Below are 20413 nucleotides of genomic sequence, written 5' to 3' on the forward strand. Positions count from 1 at the left end.
TACGGCGGCCGGCGGCTGGCCCCGTACCGGGGAGAGACCTTGCGCACCTACCGCCACCAGATAGCCGGCACGGAGACCACCATCCACGCCGTGGAGACCCAGGAGGACGGGCAAGAGGCCGTCCAGTGGCTCAAGCAGAACAACCCGAGGTCTCTGGCGCTGGACACCGAGACCTCTGGGCTGAACATCTACAGCCCAGACCACCAGCTCCGGACAGTCCAGTTCGGCACGGGTGACACAGCCTGGGTCATCCCTGTGGAACGCGGCCCCTACTTCCATGCCCTGGCGCGTGAAGTCGTCACCAAGGCCCCAGAGCTGTTGATCCACAACGCGGCCTATGACCTCCTGGTGTTGGATCGCCACGGTGTTGCGCCTCTGGAGGAACTAGCGCCGAAGGTCGTAGACACCAAGATCCTGGCTCACTTGTGTGACTCCCGGCAGGACTATGAGGGCGGAGTGGGAATCAGCCTCAAGCCCTTGGCCGCCCACTACGTGGACCCGACTGCACCAGACACACAGGTCGGCCTGAAGAGCGCGTTTCGCGCCTACGGCCTCTCAGAACACACGGGGTGGTCTGGAATCCCGTACGAGGATGAGACCTACCAGCGGTATGCGGGTCTGGACGTACTGATCACCTTCCGCCTTCATCCGAAGCTGATGGCGGAGATGCACCGGCTGGCCATCCCGGATCGACTTGTGGAGTTCGAACATCGCTTGATGGCGATATGCGCGCGAATGCAGCGCACGGGAATGCTCCTGGATGTGGAGTACACCCGCGGGCTCGTGGACCGCTTGGAGCGGGACGCCGAACACCACGCCCGCCGTGCCGCCCGCTATGGAGTGCGGAACGTCAACTCCACGGCGCAAGTGGCCAGCGCACTCATGGGGATGGGGGAGACGCTGACGGAGGTGACGGCATCGGGTGCTCGTCGCGTGGACAAGGCCGTCCTCCTGGACATGGCGGACCTGGACGACCAATGGAACCCGCGCGCCAGCCGGCGGCCAAATCCGTTGGCTGACGCGGTTCTCCATGCCAAGCGAGCTTCGCGCTGGCGCACGTCATACGCACTGGCCATGTTGGAAGGGCGCGACGCCAACGACCGAGTACACCCCAGTATCAACACGCTCGGAGCCCGCACCGCACGCGCCAGCGTCTCCGGCCCGCCGTTGCAGCAGCTCCCCTCCAGGGACTGGACGATCCGCCGCGCGATCATCGCTGAGTCAGGACATGCGTACTTCTCCGTGGATCAGTCCAGTGTGGAACTCGTGGTGCTGGCGGCCCTGTCGCAGGAGCCGTGTATGTGCGCCGCGATCAAGGAGGGCCGTAACCTCCACGACTTCACAGCAATGCTGATGTTTGGTGATCAATTCACCAAGGCTCAGCGCAATTTGGCCAAGGTGGCAGGTCTCGGTACGAGCTACCAGGGCGGGCCAGCTGCCCTGGCCCGGCAGACCGGCCTACCGGTGGCCGTCATGCGGGACACACTGGACCGGTACGCGCGGGCCTATCCAGGTATCAAGCGATGGGCTCGCGCCATGCAGCGTCACGCGCTCGCCAATGGATGCGAGGTGCGAACCCCTTCGGGGCGCCGGCTCGTGCTGGACCGGGACAAGGTGTTCCGCGTCGTTGCGTATCTGTGTCAGTCCACCGCCCGGGACACCATGGGGCAGGCTCTTTTGGACCTGGATGACAAGGGGTTGACTGCTCATCTCAACCTCTGGGTGCACGATGAGGTGCTGGGTACAGCGCCGACGGCGGACGCTGCTGGTATCGCAAATGAAGTTGCGGAAACAGTGCGGATGTCGCTGTTCGGTGTCCCGATCGACGCGGGAGCAGACGTGTACGGGCCCACATGGGCGGGTGGGTACGGTCTGCCTGAGGAGTGGCGAGTTCCGGCAAGCAAGACCGATGCGGTCAGCGCCAAGCTCGTCTGAGATGAGCCAGCGCCGCCAGGGCTCCACCCTTGAGGGTCCGGCACTTTCAGGGGTCTTCCAGCTCGTCCGGGAAGAAAAAGCGCTCCGTCTCGCCCTCGTCCCGGTTCCATCGCTGCATCCACAGGCCGGCTCGGATGGATTTCTCGAGGTACGCGTTGCATTCGTCGCAAGCCTGTTGGGACATGTGCGGATCACGGATGAACCACACGAACTCGCCCGGCCGGTCCCGAGGGAGGCAGACAAGAACTTCAGGGAAAGCGTCGGCCGGAAGGATCTCAAACCGGACCTTGAGCAACGTATGCTCGCTGGGCTCCGTGCTCTCGTCTGCTCCCCACCGTGTCGCCCAGAGGCCGTTGCGGAAGATGTGCCGACTGACAACGTTCAATTGCTCACAGAGCTTTTCACTGGCGTCACCTGGGCGAAAGGTTGCCACTATGAGCCCGGGCTCTTCAGACACGAACAGCGCCCGACCAGCGGGCACTTTGCCCTCCCGGTCGACCTCATAGCGCACCTCGGCGGCGTATATCTCCGGCTCTGTCATCTCTCTGTACCCCCGTACGGCGTGAGTGGGTCATGGATCATCGCATGTGTTTTTGATCTCCGCGACAGGTAACCGCGGCGTGTCGCCAGGTGCCGATCCGCTGCTAGGTCGGGTGGGCGGCGAAACACTCACGGAGCGTCGCGCCTCCCCAGGCTTCCCCACGCTTCGAGCATCGCCTGGACTTTGGCTCTGTCCTCTGGGGACAGCTCCCAGTAGTGATGGACGAGGGTGCGCGTCTCGCCATCGTCGCTCCACGTGGTCTCGATGCCCATGTACTGAACGCCGGCAGCCTCCTGAACAAGCCTTAACGGGAGGTCAAGCCCCTTGGCCAGGGCGCGAAGCTTCGGCAGATCGGGCGCCTTGATCGTTTTGCTCTCCAGATTGCCAATGGTGGCGTGCGTCCACATCGCTCCAGCGTCGGGGTCCTGGGGATCAACGCAGCGCGAGGCGAGTTCGCGCAGGGTCAGGCCCAGCTGCGCCCGCCGCGTACGCACGAGATCGGCGAGATCTTTCCTTGATGACTCGGTCATCGTTCCTCACTTCCGACCACTACGGACGCGAGACCACCTCGCACCCTGGTTTGCCTAACCTTAGTAACGCGTTCTAGACAGCTTGTCTAGGTTTTCTCCAAACCGGCACCACCTCACCTTGGGTTACTGACAAGACTTTGACGCACTGTATAAAAACATAGACACGGGGTGATGCGACGTGCGACGCTCCAGTCTAAGTTTTTAGACGGATCGGCGAGGAGGTCTGACATGGCGCGTGACATGGTGCGGTCTGCTGAGCGTGGGAGCCACTCACGCCTGTGGGCCGTCGTGCGGCACTACCGAAGCTCATCCCGTAAGGCCAAGCTCTCCGGCGTCGCTCGGGGGCAAGCGACGAAGGTGTTCGCCTACCTGGCGACGCTGAGCGGAGGCTCCGCCGCCAAGAAGGCTGCGGACCCCACGGCAGTCCGTAACGCGTCGCTGTGTGACCACGCCACCCTTGAGGGCCGTGACGCCCGGTGCGCGTTGTCGAACCTCTCCGCCAGCATGGCGGAGTACACCGTCCGGGGTTGAGCCCCGGACGGAATCGTTAGCGTGCGCACGCTAACCAGCTAGCCGCTTAGCGGCTTTGAAGCCCCGCCCGGTCTCAATTACCGGTCGGGGCTTTTCCGTCTCTTGAGCCACCACGGCCCCGCGTTCGCGGCCCCGTGGCACGCGCTCCCTCTCTGACGCCAGTACGGCCCACCGTCCCCGGGCCCCGCGTCGATCCCACGCAGTCATGTGCTGTCCGGAACATGTTCCGGACCCCTTAAGAGACGGGATCTTTGCGCCCTTCGATTCGAACATTTCTTCGAATCGCTCGGGATCGGGCTGGGCCGTAACCGCCCCCAGACAACGCCGGCAAGCGCCGCGCGGGGCGGCCCATTCGCCCAGGAGATCCCACCTTGCTTTCCCACGCCTTGATTTGTGCTGCCCAAAACCAGGACGCGGACGCAGTAGCGGCCGTTCTGGAGGCCGCAGAGCCCTACGTCCGAGAGGCCGCCGCCCGGCATGTGGGGACGGCGGCCGTGTCGTCTGCCGGCCACGCTGACCTCTTCGAAGAGCTGTGCCAGGAGGGCCGGCTTGCAGCCCTGGAAGCGCTGGGCACCTACCGGCCCGACAAGGGCGCGCAGTACACCACGCACGCATACCGCCGCATCCACATGCGCATCTACGAGGCCGCCAACGGGGGCGCGGACAACGGCGCAACCGCCGATCAACGAGCCACGTTCCTGCGTTGCCTGGGCGTGGTCGGGGGCGACTGGGAAGCCGCCGAATACCTGTGCACGGTCCTGCCGGGGGACGGGCACCGCATGTCGGCGGAGACGGCCGGCCACGTTCGCCGGGTCATGCAAGGAACGGACTCGCTGGACGCACCGGCCGGGGTACGCGGAGCGGAAGGAGAAACGATTCCTCTCGTGGAGTCCCTGGCCGATCCCTATTGCTTGGGCCTGCCGGACGACCTGATAGAGGCCCGGGACCTGGACAAGCGCCAGCGTGTCCAGCGAATCGCCCTGGCGCACGCCCTGTTGGCCACCGTGAACGACCGCAAGGCGCAAGTCCTCCGGCTCACTTACGGGATAGCCCCGGACCCCCACCTGGCGAACGAGGACGGCAGCCCGGACAACGCGGCGATAGCCGACGTGATGGGCATCGACCGGGCCAACACGGTGGCCGTGATGCGCACCCGCACTCTTGCCAAGCTCCGGGCCGTGGCCGAACGCGTCTCGGAGGAGCTGGAGGATGAAGCGGCGTGACGCCGGCTGCCCGCCGCCGGCTCACAGCCCAGCGCCGGCCCGTGCGCAGTATGCCTGACCTTTCCCTGCAAGCCGCGCGCAGGCGCCGTAGGCCCCGGCCTGATCCCTACGACCGCGCGGAGATCCTGGCCCGCTGGGGTGGGTGCTGCTACTGCGACGGCCCGGCGGAGGAGTTGGACCACGTGGTCCCCCTGGCCCACGGCGGGCCAGATGTTGCGGCCAACGTCGTGGCCGCCTGCCGCGACTGCAATTCCAGCAAACACGCCAAGTCGCTTGCCCAATGGGCGGCGCATTCTGAAACGGAGCACCCATGCCCGAAAGCCTGACGCCGGAGGACGCCGCCCTCATGGGCCTGCCCGTCCTGGACCGTGGCGACCCCCGGCACTGGGACGCAACCGAACTCCAAGAGATCTCCCTGGGGGCACTCTTCCGGCCTTGGGACGAAGACCATGAGGACGCCGATCACGATGGTGAAATCGCCACCTGACAACCCCGTACGGGTCACGTATCTTTCTCGGTGCTGGGAACGAAGCAGCGACCGACAACCCCCAACTAGGAGGAAAAATGCGTGTGTTCGGTGTGTGGCACGGCGGGACCGGCTACGCCACGGGCGACGTGGTCACCCATATGGAATCGTGGTCGTCGCTCAAGGCGGCCAAGCTCGCCCTCTGGCGTCGCGCCGACAGCAACGGCTATCCGGTGGATGATCAGGCGCACGTCGTGGACTTCGACGAGGACGGCCGCGCCACTGTGGGCCTCGCACAAGGAGCCATCATCTACCCGTGCGTGGAGGCCAAGGAGACCGACATTCACCTGTATGCAGCGAACAGGGACGGCGACGGCTGGGCGGTAGCTGTGGACTACCCGACGGCACGGCTGTTCCTCGGGCCGCGTGGCGGAGTCCGGATCGAGAACGTCTGAGCCGGTAGCGGCGCTCTTGGGGCGGGTGGCAAGGCAAGTGCCACCCGCCCCTTTCCGCACTGAAATGCGAGGCCCCGTCGGCGCGCCTGCGTCGGCGGGGCCCTTCGCGTGTCTCGTGCAGGGTGCAGCCCTTGGGGTCCGGAACATGTTCCGGTCGCCCGTTTCCCAACGCTGTACGGGAATCGTTCGGGCATGCATTCATCGTGCTGCACGCCACTCGGTAGCGCCAGTTCGCCAACACTCTTGGAAGCCAATGGAGTTCACCCGGCAAAGCCTCAACGTCATTCCCCGGGAACATGTACCGAAGGGCCTGCGCAACCCCGTACGGGTTGTGTATTGTTCTGGGTGTCGGGAGGGAACGACCCCGGCGGCACATTGATAAATCAACAGGGGAAACGCCGTGTCAGAGATCTGACCTGGTAACCGCGAGAGGTTCCGCCGAAGGCAAGTCGGCCGGGCCTCCCGCCCCCCTGTAGCCAGGGTTCGCCCTGGCGCTACCCAGGGAGAGGGCGAATGGCGAAACGCTGTGACGGTCACGACGAACTCATGAGGATCTGCCAGATAGACGCCGTATGGCAGGTGAAGCGCCGAGACAGGGTCTTCACCTGGTTCTACGCATGCGGCGACCACCTGGACCAGCTCTGCAATGAGGAGGAAGGCATGACTGGCCAGCGGCTGGAAGTCGTCCGACTGGGCGCCTGACAGCTCCAAAGGATTGGGCTCCCGCCACAGGCAAGGTGGCGGGAGCCCACGTCCCAGGATCGCACACCGCCAAACTGACGTGAAAGGAAGATCGTGATCCCTAAGACCCGCTACCACGTGGGCTCGAACGTGCCGGGCTGCGAGCCGAAGTGGCGCGTGGAGTGCACACCCAACCTGGCGGACGCTCTGGAGTACCTGGGCTACGACGCCGAATCCATGGAGGAGTACTACCTCGACCGGCATGCGGAAGCGTGCGGCGTGGACAAGCGGGAAACTCGGCACTGTGGCTGCGCCTTCTACAAAGCCAGCCAAGAGGCGAAGGCGCTTGTGGCCTTGTGCGCGCATGATGCGATCGTCCCCCGCTTCATGATCGGGGAGGAAGAGTTCTGGATTCGTCCTGTGGACGACTGCGGGTGCTTCTGCACCTGCGACGACGAACAGTGCGAACCTACGGCCATCTGGTACGAGGCCAACGGCAAGACCGCAGACCCGACCATCACCTACCACGTAGAGGTGGAAGGCCACGCAGGCAAGGCCCTCTACTTGATCGACCCAGGAAAGGGGCCCGTCTCCTACTTCGACGCCATGAACATGAAGGAGGTGGAGGAGATCAAGAAGAACGTCAAAACGGGATTTCGCTACGACAGCAAGCGCGGGCGCGTCGTCCGTAACCGTGTGGCGTCCTTCGTGATCTACACCGTGGCATCCAACGGTGAGCGGTCGCTCGGCCACCACTGGGCCCGCTGAACCTGATACCCCATGAGAGAGCCCCCCGCCGTTGCTGGCGGGGGGCTCATCTGCGTTCTACGGGCCACCAAGAAGGAGCTAGCGACCCAACCCTCCCGAACGTGCCACGAGGGCAGGAGAGGCAGCACAGGGCCGCCAGAACGCTCAGACAGCGCCGAACTCTCCGGCCTTGACGCCCGCCACGAAGGACGAGAACGCGCCGGCGGTGAAGTCCAGAACCGGACCGGCCGGGTTCTTGGAGTCACGAACGGGGACCACGCCGCGCGAGGCGACGAGGTTTGCGGCAACCTCCACGCAGGTGCCGCCGTTGTCACTGTGGGAGGACTTGTACCAACGGGGGGATTCGGGGGATTCGGTCGTCACGGGGTGCCCTTTCGCAACTGCTCGATCATGGCCACTGACACCGCTTGGGAGAGCGCTTCGGCCTGTAATTGATGGTAAGCCGTCAGCATGGGCGTCACGGACGCGTTCTCTCGGTCTAGGTGTCCTTGGGCTTGGGACTCGGCGTAGGCGATCACGGACCGGTCTGACAGCGTCAAGACGTTGACAGGCAGGTTGAGCGTGCGGCGCTCGCCTATCTCGTACGGTGCCACCTGTAGCAGCGTGTTCGGCAGCTCGGCGAACTCAACCAGACGTGCCAACTGGGCATCCATGACGGAGCGTCCGCCAACGGGCCGTCGGATGCAGCTCTCATCCATGGTCACAAACACTATGGGTGGCCGGGGCCGGACAAGTGCCGCTTGCCGTTCGGCCACGAGCGAGACGCGTTCATCGGCCTGTTCGGGCGTAATGGCACCCCGCCGCACGGCGCTGTCCGCCAACACTCGTGCGTACTCCGGTGTCTGCAACAGGCCGGGGATGATCCCAATCTCAAACTGTCGAATCTCTACCGCCCGGCCCTCATACCCGACGTACTCCGGAAAGCCTTCCAACAGGCTGCCGTGTTTGATCTCGCGGTACTGACGCTCGAACGTGTCCGCTGTCTCCGCGATGCCGAAGGCGCGGTCTGCGGTACGCGAGAAACGCAGGGTTGGCGGTTTCCGAGCAGTTTCAACAGCCGAAATATGCTGGCTGGAATATTCCATGATCCCGGCTAGATCTTCCTGGCCCCAACCGCGATCCTCCCGCAACCTGCGCAGACGGGCCCCATAGGCCGCTTCCGGGCTACCTTCAGGGTCCAACTCCTTGCGGTTGACCATGACTTCCCCAACTCGTCCTTCGATTCTGATTACTTGAAGGGTTCCCGACTGTAGACCACGCTGAGCCCTCCCGGTAGTGGAAGCACTACGGAGAGGAACCGAAGTGTCCCGGAACCACACTCCCAAGCCCCCTACCGCCCGGCACCGTAACGACGTGGCTGAGCTGGACGTGCGCATGGTGGCACGCGCGGTCTGGCGGCCCCGCCAGGAGTCGGGCGGCGAGACCTGGCTCAGTCGCTGGGCCCCGTACCCCGCCGGAATCCGACGGGGCCCGTACGCCCGCCCCACGCGCACCAACCTGACGAAGGCACAGGCCGGCCTGGAGAAGGTGTTGGCAGTGATCCAACGCGAGGACGCGACGAGCACACCGGCCGCCCAGGCGCCACCCGCTGAACCCGTGCCCGTGTCTGAGTGCTTGATCTGCAAGGCGGCGCGGAACCGGCGCACGTTGTGCCGGGCCCGGCACAACGTGCAAGGCGTCCAGACGTACAACGAGGTGATTGCCAGCCACCCCCACCCCGCGACGGACCAGGGGGTGGGGTGGTGAACGCCAACGTTCCTCAAGACGCCTTTCACCCGCTCCGGTCGGCGCTGTCCGCGGGGCCGAAGTGCACATGCGGACAGCCCGAGTGCCCCGACAAGCAGACCCCCGTTGCCGATGACCCGCCGGAGCACGAGCGTGCTGCCGACGGGGACAGCGAGACCCTGACGCGCCTTCGTGAGCGGGTGCACCAGGACTACGCGCGACGGCAGCAGTACGGACCGCTGGGGAGGTCTCTGTGAGCTGTTCGAGGTGCGCGGAGCTACGCGCCGAACTGGCGGACGCAGCGCGGCGCGGCGACCAGACGAAGGCAACCGATTGTCGGGTGTTGCTTCGGCGGCATCCCAAGCACGACGGAGTTCCTGTTGAGGGGGAGGCGGAGCGATGGGGTCGGCCGTAGAGCCCGCAGACCCGTTCGCGGGCACTCCCTACGAGGGGAGCCCTGATGGGTGGTGGACGGAGTACGGGGGAGCGCTGGACGTGAAATCCGGCGTGGTCTACCTACCGCCCGGCTCGCCTCACGTGCCGTGCAAGTCACAGAAGTGCAAGCAAGGGTGCCGAGATCGAGATAGGGAGAGCGCGCCGTGAAAGCCATCTATCACCGCGTTGCCGCCTGCACCGGGCCGCTTCTCATCACGATGATTAGCGGCTCATGCGGATTCGTCATCGGAGCGACATTCCGCCTATAGACACCTGCCCCTGCCGGATGTGTCGAATGAGGTTCCCCCACCGCCTTTCGGAATCCCGGCAGGGGCGGGGCAGAAAGGAACAAGATGTCAGTTCAGGAACTCCTGAACCTGACCGCGCCTCGCGCTGGGAACGTCGATCCCGATAGCTGTATTCAGTGCGCCAAGCTTCGCAAGAAGGCGGGCAAGGCGATCAAAGGTCAGGACTTGGAGGCTGTGTACGCAACCGCCGAAGCGATGACCGTGCACATGAAGTACGGGCACCCCGAGGACCATCGCAAGATCGGAAATGAACTCCCCGGGCCGAGCCCCAGGATTTCGTCTTAACGCTTGAGTCAACCACAGGGAAACGCATGAGCGGGCAACAAGCGATCACGACAGCGGTCTATGTCGCGAAGGGTGGCAGCCGGTACCACGCGGTCCAAGGATGCGTGGTACTGGGCCGATGCAACGCCACACAGGTGGTTGTCGTGTCACTCAGGAAAGCCGAGAACGCGAACAAGACGCCGTGTCGCATGTGCTGCAACCGTTCTTGAAGTCTTACCTAGACCCCCGGTTGCCTGTGGCCGGGCGCGCTCCTCACGGAGGGCTACAACATCCCCCGTAATTGCCCCCGTCGCGTATCCACAGCGACGCAGAGGGGAGCGCGATGGCCACCCGAGGCTATGGGCGAACGCCTCGGGTGGCCCCAAATCTCCCGCCCCGCTATTCCTGAAGTTCCGGTCTACCGGGGCGGGTTACCAACTCCCACCGAATAGGACAGGCGCAATGGCTACGAACGAACCGTGCAACGCCAACGGTGAAGACGCCGGCGGACAGCCGCAATGCACGACACACGACACCACTGTCATCCGGGCGTCCGGAGCGCCGGAAGGCGTCTACAAGTGCGGCACGTAATACGTCGTCAAGGAAGACGAAAGCGAGTAGCCCCAAGACTCCGCTCCTGCCCTTCCATTCCGAAATGTTCTCCCAACATTCCAGAGACGTGGCAGGAGCGGGTACAACCCCGCTCAGAGGCCAGACCGTGAGCCTCGTGACGGGAGCGGGTAGTCCGACGGCACAGGCAAGACTCTGCGCCGACAGCCTCAAGGGGAGGAAGCATGAACGCAGCACTCCAGAACAACGGTGGCGACACAACCCCGGGTGACCCCGGCCCGCAGGCCCCCCCGATCCCGGATGGTGGTCCCGGTATCCCCAACCCGCCCAAGGTTGCCTGACCCGGTGACCACCGACGCACACATGCACGCCCCAGCCTTGGAAGCTCAAGAGGAGGAATCGTGAACGCAGTTCTTTGGAATGACGGTGGCGACAAGCTCCCCGGGGAGCCGTACCCCGGCCCGCACCCGGCACCGTCTCCCGACGGTGGCCCGGGTCAGCCGAACCCGCCTAAGGCCGCCTGAGTGACGGCCAACGCACACCAGGAGCGCCCCAGCCTTGACGGGCTGGGGCGCGTCCTCATGTCTTCAGGGGCCCTCTCCTCCGACTGGGCCCCCACGTACGCGGCCGTTCCCCGCTCCACCGTGCTGCCAGACCTCATGTGGCCCTTTGACATGGAGGCCGGCCGGAGCGTGGCCGTGTCCAAGGCGGACGACCCAGCCAAGTGGCAGGAGTTCGCGGACTCTGACGTACCGATCGTCACCCAGTGGGACGACGGGAAGAACCCCGGCCCCGAACCCGGCCACGTCCCGACGAGTTCCGCGTCCATGCCCTCCGTGGTGTTCCGGATGCTCCAGGACCTGGACCTCCAGCCCGGCCACAAGGCCCTAGAAGTCGGCTCCGCCACAGCCTGGAATGCGTTGCTCATGGCTCACCGTGCGGGGCCGGGGTGCGTGACCACGGTCGAGGTGGACCGGACAGTGGCCACAGCCGCCATGGCGACGGTGGAGCGACTGGGAAGCTCCGTCCACGTCGTCCACGGCGACGGCTTCCAGGGCTACCCAGAGGGGGCGCCGTACGACCGCGTCATTGCCACATGCGGGCTCCGCTCCATCCCATTCGCGTGGGTGGAGCAGTGCCGGCCCGGCGGCGTCATCGTGGCCCCGTGGGGGACGAACTACAGCAACGGCGACGCGGTAGCGCGCTTGGTCGTAGCACCGGATGGAGACAGCGCATCCGGGAAGTTCACCGGGCCCGTGGAGTTCATGAAGCTGAGGGCGCAGCGGCTTTCGCCGGTGATCCATAAGGATTACGTCACGGGCAGCGTGGCCGACGGTGACGAGTCGTCCACGACCATCACGGAAGGGGAGTTCGTAGGGGGGCAATTCGGCCCGGAGCGGTTCGCCCTGGGCCTTCGCGTCCCGCAGTGCTGGCACTTCGTGGCGGAGAAGAGCGACGGCGCCCGGCCGGTCTGGTTCTACAGCCTCAGTGACCGGTCCTGGGCGTGTTGCATGTTCCGGGACGGGGACACCGCGCGCGTCTGGCAGTTCGGCCCCCGTCGGCTGTGGGACAACGTGGAGGCCGCGTTCCGCTGGTGGGATGGCCATGGCCGACCGGACCAATCACGGTTCGGTCTGACCGTCACCGCCGACGGTGAACGGGTGTGGCTGGACGACCCGGCCGACTCCTGGACCGTGTGACAACGCCCCGTCCGTCTGTCGCCTGCGGCAGAGGGGCGGGGCTCCCTCATGCCCCTTCGGTGGGCTCTTCCTGCGGGTGCTCAGCAACGAAGGTGCCCCGACCGTGCACCGTGACGATCAGGCCGCGTTCCCGCAACACACTGGTTGCCCGGCGCATCGTGACGTAGGAAGTGCCGTATTCAAGGGCTAGGTCTCGTTCGGCCGGCAGGCGCACACCAGGCTTGAGGTCACCCGCAGCGATCCGCGCTGCCACGTGATCAGCCACGGCGACATAGAGCACCTGGGACGGCTGGGGGGCGAACTCGGGTACCTGCATGCGCCCAAGCTAGAGCACCTACGAACTCCCAAAAGCTCTGTAGAGCTATACATAGCTCTACAGAGCTATGTACGATCGTGGCCACCAAAAACCCCCGCGACCTGGCCGGGTCCGGGGGCATGGCCCATCAGCGCTAGGAGCTGACGAACAATGCGGAACCTTACCGCGCGCATCCTCGTAACACTGCTCTCGTGGCTCTTCCCCACGAAGGGGAAGCACCGCGCCCCCACCCCCGAGCTGGTAGCCGACACCCAGCCCGCCGTACCCCCCATGCCGGAAGAGGCACCCGAAGTGCTGCCGCCGCACGTCCAGGAGCGCTACCGCACGCTTCGCGGTGAAGACATTGACCTTGTGCGCCCGTACGTGATCGATTCCGTCGGGCGTTGGATCGACCCGGCGCGCGTGGAGCAAGCGGTACGGCGTTGGGTCCTTGATATGGCACTGCGCGGAATCGACGTAGGCCCGACTGTGATTCACGGCGTACACGTCCGCCCCGACGCCCGTGCAATCCGTGTAGCGGTCGCCTGAGACGAGGAGCCGCGAAGCTATGTCAAAGCCATGGGATGCCAAATGGGCGTTCGTAACGGCAGCAGGGGTGACCAGCGGCAGCGCTGGCGGTCCGGTCTTCTCTCGCGTCCGGGCAGCGATCCTCAAAGCCGCAGAAGCGTCCTTGGACGCTCTTCCGGACGCCGGGGGAGATGCCATGAACGAACCATGGAACACGCTTCAAGCGCACCTATACGACGAAGCCATGGTCGTAGCCGACGAAGCCGGAGCATGGCACCACCAGAGCCCGGACGGCTGGGCTGACGTACGGGTCACCTTCAACCCCTGAGCATCCTTCTGAGCCTCTTCGAGCCCCGTTCGGCCCCACGGCCGGGCGGGGCTTTCTCATGCCCATGTCGCTCGCCCTCTGCCCTTGCCAACCGTGGCGGCGGGTGGGTTTCTTTTTCTACCCGTCCTCGCGGCGGGACGCGCGAACGCCCCGAAGGCCGACCACACCAATGATCGTTCCCAGGATGAACGACACGACGGCAAGGGCGAGGTGCACCCACAGGTACCCGGTGGGCTTGCCGTGATCGAAAGCGAGCCCGCTTGCGTCCTGGAAGAGGTTCTTAGTGAACGTAATCCAGATCACCCACGACCACGCGCCGAAGGCTGCGAGGAACCAGGAGAGACGGCGCGTGAGCTTCATGTGGTTGTCCTTCGCGGTGGGGCGGTCGTTCCCCATCAGTATGTAGCTGGGGCCGTGCTGGCCCCCGGCCGGGGCGGGGTGCTCCGGTGTGGTGGTAGGCCAAGACGCTAGGATGTTGGGGTGTCCGGTTGCTCTGGATCACTTTCGTCAAAAACCTCTGGAAGGACGGGAGCGGTCTCGCCTTCGACGCTGCGGGTGACCCGACCGCCTACTTCTGGGTCCATCTGCTGCTCGCGGTGGCTTCCTTTCTCTTGGGGACGGCGATTGGCGTGATCGGGTTCCGCGGCGTACGGGCCCTGCGCCGCGAGGCCGCACAGAGCACGGCCGACCGGCCCACCACCCCCTCCTCGTCCGCTTCCTGAACCACGGCCGCGGGGAGACGCCGTGATCTTCGCCCTGATCGTGGTCCCGGTCCTCGGACTGTTCGTGGGCGTGCACCGCTATCTGTGGTGCCGGCTCGTCCGCGACACCACCACACCGGGCAGCCGGCTCCGCCGTACGGGCACCGCCGCCGCCTTCGTCCTCCCCCTGGCCACCCTCGCCGCCCTGCCGGCCGAACGCGCCGGCGCGCCCTTCCCCCTCCAGCAGGCACTGGCCTGGCCCGGCTATCTCTGGCTGGCCCTGGTGCTCTATCTCACACTGGCGCTGCTGGTGGGGGAGGTGGTCCGCGCGGTGGGACTACGGGCGCTCCGCGACCGCGAGCCGGACGAAAGGGCCCTCTCGGCCGCCGCCCCGGCCCCCGCACCGTCCCCCGACCCGCCCCGCGCCCCGTCCCCCTCCTCGGCCCCCACCCTGCTCCCGCCCCGCACCCCCGCCCTGCCGCCGCTCGCCGTCCCGCCCCGCCGCCTCTTCCTCGCCCGCGCGGTCGCCGCCGGCGCTTCCCTCGCCGCCACGGCCGCCGTCGGCTACGGCGCTGCGACCACCCTCCGCGGACCGGCGGTGAAGCGCGTCACCGTCCCCCTGGCCAAACTGCCGCGCGCCGCCCACGGCTTCCGGATCGCCGTCGTCAGCGATATCCACCTGGGCCCGGTCCTCGGCCGCGCGCACGCCCGACGGGTCGTCGAGACCATCAACCGCACCGATCCCGACCTGGTGGCCATCGTCGGCGACCTGGTCGACGGCAGCGTCGCCGACCTCGCCCCGGCCGCCGAACCGCTGCGGGGGCTGCGCTCCCGGCACGGCGCGTACTTCGTCACCGGAAATCACGAGTACTACTCGGGCGCCGCCCCCTGGGTCGACCACATCAGAGAGTTGGGCATCCACCCGCTGGAGAACGCCCGCACCGAACTCCCCGGCTTCGACCTCGCCGGCGTCAACGACGTCACGGGCCAGACCGAACACGCGGGCCCGGACTACGACCTGGCGCTGGGCGGCCGGGACCCGTCCCGTGCCGTCGTCCTGATGGCCCATCAGCCGGTCACCATCCACGACACCGTGCGGTTCGGCGTGGACCTCCAGCTCTCCGGCCACACCCACGGTGGCCAGATGTGGCCCTTCACCTACGTCGCCGCCGCCACGAACCCCACCGTCGCGGGCCTGGAGCGCTACGGCGACACTCAGCTCTACGTCACCCGCGGCGCGGGCGCCTGGGGGTCGCCGGTACGGCTGGGGGCGCCGCCGGACGTGACGGTGGTCGAACTCGCTTCACTGCGCGCGTGATCGGAATTCGGAGGGATTGGGCCGCGTAGATAACAACCCCCCTACAAAGTGCGGAACCATCCTGCGTCAAATCGGACAGATCATGACTTTCGATCTTGCACCGGCAGGCCTCAACTCCCTAGAATTTATTGACTTTACGGAGTCCTTACCGTCCCGGCTTCACGCGGCGGCGCGAGGGGGACGAACGGGGTGCATGGAAACGGGGAGAGCGGGACATGAGCGAGCGGTTCAAGGTCGATCTCGACGAACTGGACAGCGTCGTACGCCAGCTCAGGCATCTTCGGGCGGATATGGATGAACCCAGCCAGAAGGTGAAATACAGCACGACGATTCCGAAGTCGGCTTTCGGGAGCAATTTCCTCGAGGCGACCGATCTGGCCGGCGCCCATGACGACATGCAGACGTATATGTCGGATGTCATCAACGCGCTCCACGACCTCATCCACAAGTTCGGTGAGAAGACGGAAGCCAGCCGGGGCGCGTACGAGGACCAGGAGCACGACACCAAGAACTCGATGAATGGCTGAGCGAGCCTCGGTGACGTACATGCGAGTGCGGGCGAGGGACACGAAGGGGGGCCTGCATGGTTGACGCCAAGCAGGAATACGACAACGCCAAGACGATGGAGCGGCAGCAGCAGGCGGCGGAGCGGGATGAGCGGCTCAAGTCGTTCACGGGGCACCGCCCCGTCCCCGCCTCTCCTTCGGACTTCCATCACCACGGTCTCGATGCCCTCCGGGCGATGATCGAGAATGCCCATCCCGAGGGGATAGAGACATCCGGTCACCACTGGCGTGCCTCCGCCGACCGGCTCGCGGGCGAGGACGGCCGCGGCGGCATACGTAAATCCTTCATGGACGCCGTGGACCACGCGACGGCGCACTGGGAGGGTTCGGCGGCCGCGGCGTTCCGCAAGGAGGCCGTCAAGGTTCTGGACAAGATCGACAGGACGTACGGGCACGCCCGGGTCGTCGAACGGGTCCTGATCGGCAGCCGCGCATCGGGCCCGGAGGCAGGCGTCGCCCACAGCCTCCGCGAGGCCAAGAAGACCATGTCGAAGATCAAGAACCCGGGCGTCGTGGACCGGGCGACGGACGAGAGCGGCGACGACAGCCAGTTCAAGCGGGACATGGCGAACCCGAAGATGGACGCCCGTATGGCGTTGGAGCTCAACCGCGACAGTCTGTCCCTGACCAAGGAGCGCCAGGTCGAGGCGGTCATTGTGATGGACGAACTGGCGCACCACTACGACGGCCAGGCCAGGGTCCTCAAGGAGGGTGTCGACCCCGGTGGGCCCACCGGCGACTGGCCCAAGCATCCGTCCACCAGCCAGTCGCCGCCCCCGGTGAACATGCCCGACGTCGGCGGCTCCCACCCGAACCTGTCGTCGACGACGCCGAATTCGCCCAACGGCGCGGGCGGCCACGCCGTCCCGCCGGGCTTCGACGGGCCCAAGGTCTCCCGGCCCGAACTGCCGGTGACCACCGGACTCGACAGCGTGCAGGGCGGCACCCTCGCCCCGCCGACGGGTGGCGGCGCCATCAACGGCGGGATGGCGGGCGGCAGTCACGGGGTGTCCGGCGGCACGGGCGGCTTCCCCGGCGGAGCGATCCCGGTCGGTGTCATCGGTATGCCGGGCGGTATGGGTTCCGGCGGGGCCCGGGGCGGTGCCGGCGGGATGCGCGGTGGCGCTATGCCCGGTGCCGGGGCCGGCGGCAAGGCGGGCGCCGCGGGCGCGGCCGGCCGCAGCGGTCCGCAGGCACGTACCCGCGGCGGGATGGCCGGCAGGCCGGGCGGCCCGGCGGGTGGCGCCAAGCAGGGCGGCGCCGGGCTGCACCGCAGCCGCGGCGGCAACCAGGCAGGCATGGCGGGCGCGGCCGGCGCCAAGGGCAAGGGCCAGGGGGAGAAGGAGCGCACGACCGGGCAGCGTCCCGACTACCTCGTCGAGGACGAGGAGACCTGGACCCCGCAACGTAATGTGGCCCCTCGCGTCATCGAGTGAGCCGGCGATAACGTCGCCTGCGGCCCATTGAGGCATGGCCCCGCACCCCGGGTGTGCGGGGCTTTTCCTCAGGCGGAACAATGCCGCCCGGACAGCACAGCAAGAAGGAGCGAAGGATGAGGGTCACCCGAACACTGCGCGTGACGGTGGGTGCCGCGCTGACCGGAGCGCTGCTGCTGGCCGCGGGCGGGACCGCCTCCGCAGATCAAGTGCGCAAGGATCTGTGGCCGTTGGAGGCATTCGGGGCCCAGCAGCTCTGGAAGGAATCCACCGGTAAGGGCGTCACGGTCGCCGTACTCGACAGCGGATTCCGCAAGACGCACCAAGATCTGACCGGACAGTTCGCCGGTGGCGCGAATTTCGCGAATACGTCGGCGGGTGACGGTTCCGGCGATCTCGGCCCGCATGAGGACATCCGTGACCACGGCACCGCAATGGCCGCGATCATTGCCGGCCACGGGCACGGACCCGGCGGCTCCGAGGGCGTCAAGGGACTGGCACCGGACGCCAAGATCATGCCGGTGCCGCAGTACAAGAACGGCGCGGCGGCGACGCGTTACGCGGTGGACCACGGTGCCGACGTCATCAACATGTCGTACACCGAATCCACCCCCTCCGCCGACACCTGCCCCGCCATCCACTACGCGGTGGAAAAGGGCGTGGTCGTGGTGGCGGGTGTCGGGAACGACGGCCTCCCCAAGAAGAACTTCCCGGCCGCCTGCCCCGGCGCGATCGGTGTCGGATCGGTCGACCAGTACGGCGAGGCCGACGACGGCAACAACTCCAACTCCACCCTCGACCTGCTCGCCCCCGGCGTGAAGATCCCCGTCGCGATGGGCAAGAGCGACTCGGACTACCGCACCGCGGACGGCAGTTCGGCCGCCACCGCCTATGTCTCCGCGGCGGCCGCCCTCCTCAAGCAGAAGTTCCCGGACCTCACCCCCGGCCAGATCGCCAACCGCCTGGTGAAGACCGCCGGCCTGGCCAAGCCCGAGAAGGACAAGCACCTCAAGCTCCCGGACACCCACTACGGCTACGGCTACATCCAGCCCGGCCCCGCCCTCCGACGCGACATCGCGGCGGGCCCGGCGCAGGGCCCCCTGCCGATGCCCGAGGGCAAGGCGCCGCAGAAGACCGTGCTCCCCGGAGCCGACAAGGGATCCGACCCCAACCCGCCCATGGGCGGCAAGGACGCGATCATGCTCTACGGCGGCATCGGACTCGGTGTCGTCCTCGTCGCCGGCATCATCATCGGCGTCGTGGTCGCCGTCCGCCGCCGCAACAACCCCGGTAACCAGGCCTGGGGCTGAGCCGGGACAGCGGTCCCGCTCCTTCCGGCAGGGAGAAAATCAGAAGACGTGGCCCCGGCGCGCTGTTAACTTCCCAGCCCATGGACCCCGTAGGTGAAAAAGCGATACGTGCCTCCTTCGTCAATTGCTCGAAGGGCGAGGCGAGCAGAGCCCATCTGCCCGTGGGGCTGGCCGAACTCCCGTGGGGTGACCTGGACTTCCTGGGATGGCGTGATCCGGGGGCGCCGGACCGGAGCTATCTGGTCGCGCCCCGGGGCGACGGGCTCATCGGCGTCACCCTGCGGGTCCCGCAGGGTGTGCGGCGGAGTTTCACGAAAACGACGGTGTGTTCGGTCTGCGTGACCGGGCACCCGGGTTCCGGTGTCAGCCTGCTCGCCGCACGCCGCGCCGGCCCCTCGGGACGGCAGGGGAACACCGTCGGGACGTATCTGTGCGCCGACCTCGCCTGCTCCCTCTACGTCCGGGGGCGTAAGCAGTCCCAGCTCGCCGGACGGCACGAGGAGACGCTGCCGCTGGAGGAGCGGATCGCTCGCACCGTGCGGAACCTGGACGTCTTCCTGGACAAGGTCCTGGAGGGCGAGCGCTAGCAGACCATCGGGCGGCGGGCGGACCGTCGGGCGACAGCAGACCGGAGGGGAGCGGGAGGGGGAGCGGAGACATCCGCTCCCCCTCCTGCCTTTCGGACGGGTGGGAGAGGGCCCAACTGGACCCCAAAGGCCCGCAGCTGACGCCGCCTCAGGCCACTCTCGGCGCGAAGGCGCAGGTCATGCGGGAGGGCGGGGCGGGGGCGAGGCGCCGGCGGGAGGGGCGGAGCGGTCGGGCCGGCGGTGGCGGGGGAGTCCGCGGCGAGAAGGGCGGGATGCTACCCGCCGGTTCCGCTTGCCACCACCTGCCCGTCGGACAGATCCTCGTGTCCACGCCGTGAGGGGAGCGGCGCAGAAGCAGGGGGGACGACGTGCTACGTGTGCACTTCACCGCGCAGGATCTGGCGCGTACGCGAGTGGCCGACGGGGCCGACCCGCTCTGGGAGACGGTGCTGAGCCTGCACAGCCTGCGGGAGAACCGGACCGATCCGGCGCTGGCGGCCTGGCGGCAGCACGCCGTGCGGTACGGGACGGAGCCGCTGCGGACGCTGTTCGCGCTGGTCCCGCCCTACGGGTACTTCCCGGACTTCCTCACGCCGTCCGCGTCCCAGTACGGGGTCGAGTCCGGTCTGGAGGCCGTGATGAGCACCCCGCGGCAGCGGCTGCGGACCGAGCTGACGCGGCTGTCGGGTCACCGGGCGCTGCCGGGATGGGCGCGCGGCATCGGCGAGGGCGAGCCGGCCGCACTGCGGCAGCTCGCGCGCAGCCTGCGGACGTACCACCATCTGGCGGTGGCGCCGGCCTGGCCGCGGATCGCCCAACGGGTCGGTGCGGACCGGGAGTTGCGCAAGCATGCGCAGGGGCAGTCCGGGGTGGAGGCGATGCTGCGGACGTTCGGGGCGCCGGTGCGCTGGCGGCCGCCGGTGCTGGAGGTCGACTATCCGGTGGAGCGCGAGCTGCACCTCCAGGGGCGGGGCCTGGTCCTCGTCCCCTCGTACTTCTGCTGTGACCACCCGCTGGCGCTGGTGGACGAAGCGCTGCCGCCGGTGCTCGTGTACGCGGCACGGCAGACGGCGGACGCCCACGCCGAAGGGCCCCGTCTCCGGGAACTCGGAGGCGGGGCCCTTCGGGACGTGCCGGGTCTGCTCGGCGGCCGGGCCGGAACCCGGACCGCCGCCAGGCGCTAGGGCGTCTCCCCCAGGGGGAGACGCCCGG

At 67.2% G+C, this 20413-nt stretch carries 26 protein-coding genes; 20 read left to right on the plus strand and 6 right to left on the minus strand.

From position 1 onward, the window contains the following. Nucleotides 1-39 precede the first annotated feature (39 nt). The gene (locus IF67_RS0100890; RefSeq protein WP_030981243.1) at nucleotides 40-1935 is read left to right on the plus strand and encodes a DNA polymerase; all 1896 of its coding nucleotides are present in this window, start codon (nucleotides 40-42) and stop codon (nucleotides 1933-1935) included. A 46-nt stretch (nucleotides 1936-1981) separates the two neighbouring features. On the opposite strand, the gene IF67_RS0100895 is transcribed toward IF67_RS0100890, so the two are convergent. Together IF67_RS0100895 and IF67_RS0100900 are read right to left on the minus strand one after the other, a co-directional pair. Next, entirely contained in the window at nucleotides 1982-2476 is a 495-nt protein-coding gene (locus IF67_RS0100895; protein WP_030981244.1) for a hypothetical protein, read from the minus strand. A 128-nt stretch (nucleotides 2477-2604) separates the two neighbouring features. Next, entirely contained in the window at nucleotides 2605-3006 is a 402-nt protein-coding gene (locus tag IF67_RS0100900) for a helix-turn-helix domain-containing protein (RefSeq protein WP_030981245.1), read from the minus strand. 228 nt (nucleotides 3007-3234) lie between these two features. On the opposite strand from IF67_RS0100900, the gene IF67_RS0100905 reads away from it, so the two are divergent. The 7 genes from IF67_RS0100905 to IF67_RS0100935 all read left to right on the plus strand — a co-directional run bounded on the left by IF67_RS0100905 (nucleotide 3235) and on the right by IF67_RS0100935 (nucleotide 7130). Continuing rightward, entirely contained in the window at nucleotides 3235-3537 is a 303-nt protein-coding gene (locus IF67_RS0100905; protein ID WP_030981246.1) for a hypothetical protein, read from the plus strand. 371 nt (nucleotides 3538-3908) lie between these two features. Further along, nucleotides 3909-4760, plus strand: a complete 852-nt coding sequence (locus IF67_RS0100910; protein ID WP_030981247.1) for a sigma factor — start codon at nucleotides 3909-3911, stop codon at nucleotides 4758-4760. A 50-nt stretch (nucleotides 4761-4810) separates the two neighbouring features. Beyond that, nucleotides 4811-5086, plus strand: coding sequence for an HNH endonuclease (locus IF67_RS46130; RefSeq protein ID WP_420708577.1), 276 nt, complete (start codon nucleotides 4811-4813; stop codon nucleotides 5084-5086). Beyond that, a complete protein-coding gene (locus IF67_RS43555; RefSeq protein WP_158713023.1) occupies nucleotides 5071-5247 on the plus strand; it encodes a hypothetical protein in 177 nt (58 codons plus the stop codon). The genes IF67_RS46130 and IF67_RS43555 overlap by 16 nt, the downstream gene beginning before the upstream one ends. Before the next feature lie 77 nt (nucleotides 5248-5324). After that, the gene (locus IF67_RS0100925) at nucleotides 5325-5681 is read left to right on the plus strand and encodes a hypothetical protein (RefSeq protein WP_158713024.1); all 357 of its coding nucleotides are present in this window, start codon (nucleotides 5325-5327) and stop codon (nucleotides 5679-5681) included. A gap of 513 nt (nucleotides 5682-6194) precedes the next feature. Further along, a complete protein-coding gene (locus IF67_RS0100930; RefSeq protein WP_030981250.1) occupies nucleotides 6195-6383 on the plus strand; it encodes a hypothetical protein in 189 nt (62 codons plus the stop codon). Between the two features lie 93 nt (nucleotides 6384-6476). Further along, entirely contained in the window at nucleotides 6477-7130 is a 654-nt protein-coding gene (locus IF67_RS0100935) for a hypothetical protein (protein ID WP_158713025.1), read from the plus strand. Nucleotides 7131-7274: 144 nt separating this feature from the next. Here IF67_RS0100935 and IF67_RS0100940 read toward each other — a convergent pair whose 3' ends face one another. Then, complete coding sequence (locus IF67_RS0100940) at nucleotides 7275-7493, minus strand: DUF397 domain-containing protein (protein ID WP_030981252.1); 219 nt, start codon at nucleotides 7491-7493, stop codon at nucleotides 7275-7277. Beyond that, complete coding sequence (locus tag IF67_RS0100945) at nucleotides 7490-8329, minus strand: helix-turn-helix domain-containing protein (RefSeq protein WP_030981253.1); 840 nt, start codon at nucleotides 8327-8329, stop codon at nucleotides 7490-7492. Before IF67_RS0100945 ends, IF67_RS0100940 begins: the two co-directional genes overlap by 4 nt. Nucleotides 8330-8483: 154 nt before the next feature. Between IF67_RS0100945 and IF67_RS0100950 the strand changes: the two genes are divergently transcribed. The 3 genes from IF67_RS0100950 (at nucleotide 8484) to IF67_RS0100960 (ending at nucleotide 12132) form a co-directional block, all read left to right on the plus strand. Continuing rightward, a complete protein-coding gene (locus IF67_RS0100950) occupies nucleotides 8484-8876 on the plus strand; it encodes a hypothetical protein (protein WP_158713026.1) in 393 nt (130 codons plus the stop codon). A gap of 767 nt (nucleotides 8877-9643) precedes the next feature. Beyond that, nucleotides 9644-9883, plus strand: coding sequence for a hypothetical protein (locus tag IF67_RS0100955; protein WP_030981255.1), 240 nt, complete (start codon nucleotides 9644-9646; stop codon nucleotides 9881-9883). A 1073-nt stretch (nucleotides 9884-10956) separates the two neighbouring features. Next, nucleotides 10957-12132 (plus strand): protein-L-isoaspartate O-methyltransferase, encoded by a 1176-nt coding sequence (locus IF67_RS0100960; protein WP_030981256.1) that lies wholly within the window; start codon nucleotides 10957-10959, stop codon nucleotides 12130-12132. A gap of 46 nt (nucleotides 12133-12178) precedes the next feature. Here the strand turns inward: IF67_RS0100960 and IF67_RS0100965 are convergent, their stop codons facing one another. Beyond that, nucleotides 12179-12448: a winged helix-turn-helix domain-containing protein gene (locus IF67_RS0100965; protein WP_030981257.1), complete on the minus strand. Its 270-nt coding sequence runs from the start codon at nucleotides 12446-12448 to the stop codon at nucleotides 12179-12181. Between the two features lie 270 nt (nucleotides 12449-12718). Between IF67_RS0100965 and IF67_RS0100970 the strand changes: the two genes are divergently transcribed. Next, nucleotides 12719-12976: a hypothetical protein gene (locus IF67_RS0100970; protein ID WP_107050155.1), complete on the plus strand. Its 258-nt coding sequence runs from the start codon at nucleotides 12719-12721 to the stop codon at nucleotides 12974-12976. 175 nt (nucleotides 12977-13151) lie between these two features. Then, nucleotides 13152-13283 (plus strand): hypothetical protein, encoded by a 132-nt coding sequence (locus IF67_RS45650; RefSeq protein WP_267959172.1) that lies wholly within the window; start codon nucleotides 13152-13154, stop codon nucleotides 13281-13283. A 117-nt stretch (nucleotides 13284-13400) separates the two neighbouring features. Here IF67_RS45650 and IF67_RS0100975 read toward each other — a convergent pair whose 3' ends face one another. Beyond that, a complete protein-coding gene (locus IF67_RS0100975; RefSeq protein ID WP_030981259.1) occupies nucleotides 13401-13643 on the minus strand; it encodes an SCO4848 family membrane protein in 243 nt (80 codons plus the stop codon). A 128-nt stretch (nucleotides 13644-13771) separates the two neighbouring features. On the opposite strand from IF67_RS0100975, the gene IF67_RS38680 reads away from it, so the two are divergent. The 7 genes from IF67_RS38680 (at nucleotide 13772) to IF67_RS0101010 (ending at nucleotide 20385) form a co-directional block, all read left to right on the plus strand. Next, entirely contained in the window at nucleotides 13772-14005 is a 234-nt protein-coding gene (locus IF67_RS38680) for an SCO4848 family membrane protein (RefSeq protein WP_051817457.1), read from the plus strand. A gap of 22 nt (nucleotides 14006-14027) precedes the next feature. Next, the gene (locus IF67_RS0100985) at nucleotides 14028-15302 is read left to right on the plus strand and encodes a metallophosphoesterase (RefSeq protein ID WP_030981261.1); all 1275 of its coding nucleotides are present in this window, start codon (nucleotides 14028-14030) and stop codon (nucleotides 15300-15302) included. A gap of 215 nt (nucleotides 15303-15517) precedes the next feature. Continuing rightward, nucleotides 15518-15829, plus strand: coding sequence for a hypothetical protein (locus tag IF67_RS0100990; RefSeq protein WP_030981262.1), 312 nt, complete (start codon nucleotides 15518-15520; stop codon nucleotides 15827-15829). Between the two features lie 56 nt (nucleotides 15830-15885). Continuing rightward, the gene (locus IF67_RS45655; RefSeq protein WP_030981263.1) at nucleotides 15886-17304 is read left to right on the plus strand and encodes a hypothetical protein; all 1419 of its coding nucleotides are present in this window, start codon (nucleotides 15886-15888) and stop codon (nucleotides 17302-17304) included. Between the two features lie 116 nt (nucleotides 17305-17420). Further along, nucleotides 17421-18614: a S8 family serine peptidase gene (locus IF67_RS0101000; protein WP_030981264.1), complete on the plus strand. Its 1194-nt coding sequence runs from the start codon at nucleotides 17421-17423 to the stop codon at nucleotides 18612-18614. 80 nt (nucleotides 18615-18694) lie between these two features. Then, on the plus strand, nucleotides 18695-19201 hold the full coding sequence (locus IF67_RS0101005; protein WP_030086979.1) for an FBP domain-containing protein: 507 nt from the start codon (nucleotides 18695-18697) through the stop codon (nucleotides 19199-19201). Nucleotides 19202-19569: 368 nt separating this feature from the next. Continuing rightward, nucleotides 19570-20385, plus strand: a complete 816-nt coding sequence (locus tag IF67_RS0101010; RefSeq protein ID WP_234340945.1) for a hypothetical protein — start codon at nucleotides 19570-19572, stop codon at nucleotides 20383-20385. The last annotated feature ends 28 nt before the right edge of the window (nucleotides 20386-20413 follow it).

It is taken from the genome of Streptomyces sp. NRRL S-1813 (assembly GCF_000719605.1).
Taxonomy (GTDB): Bacteria; Actinomycetota; Actinomycetes; order Streptomycetales; family Streptomycetaceae; genus Streptomyces; species Streptomyces decoyicus.